We start from the raw sequence: 336 nt of genomic DNA, 5'->3' as shown, positions 1-336 counted from the left end.
ATATTCCCTCAGAGGAGTTATATAAAGATATTGCATTTGTGCAAAAAAATGATTTTCTGATTGAAGGAAATATCCTAGAGAATATCAAACTGTCCAGAAACCTTTATTTAACTGAAAAATTAAGAAAAGCCTTAGGATTTAATGAAGACTTCCTTAATAAGAGTCTATCTCAATCAAATCAAACCATTTCAGAAGGAGAAAAGCAACGAATTGATTTAGCTAGGTTTTTAGCCAAACCATATTCTGTATATATTTTTGACGAACCTACAAGCAACCTTGATCCAATAAAAGCCAAAGCAATGATGGACTACATTCTATCCATTAAAGATGCAATTG

Annotated in this window: 1 protein-coding gene; it reads left to right on the top strand. The window is 31.2% G+C overall.

Translation table 11 applies throughout. The features are described from left to right. Positions 1-336 (top strand): ATP-binding cassette domain-containing protein (locus HMPREF3002_RS00075; RefSeq protein WP_141754461.1); only part of this gene is annotated, 336 nt, incomplete at both ends.

The sequence above is a fragment of the Streptococcus sp. HMSC065E03 genome, from assembly GCF_001815045.1.
In the GTDB taxonomy this organism is placed as follows: Bacteria; Bacillota; Bacilli; order Lactobacillales; family Streptococcaceae; genus Streptococcus; species Streptococcus parasanguinis_AD.
Note: the sequence above shows the minus strand (reverse complement) of the source record. Positions and strands in the feature narration are given on the sequence as shown.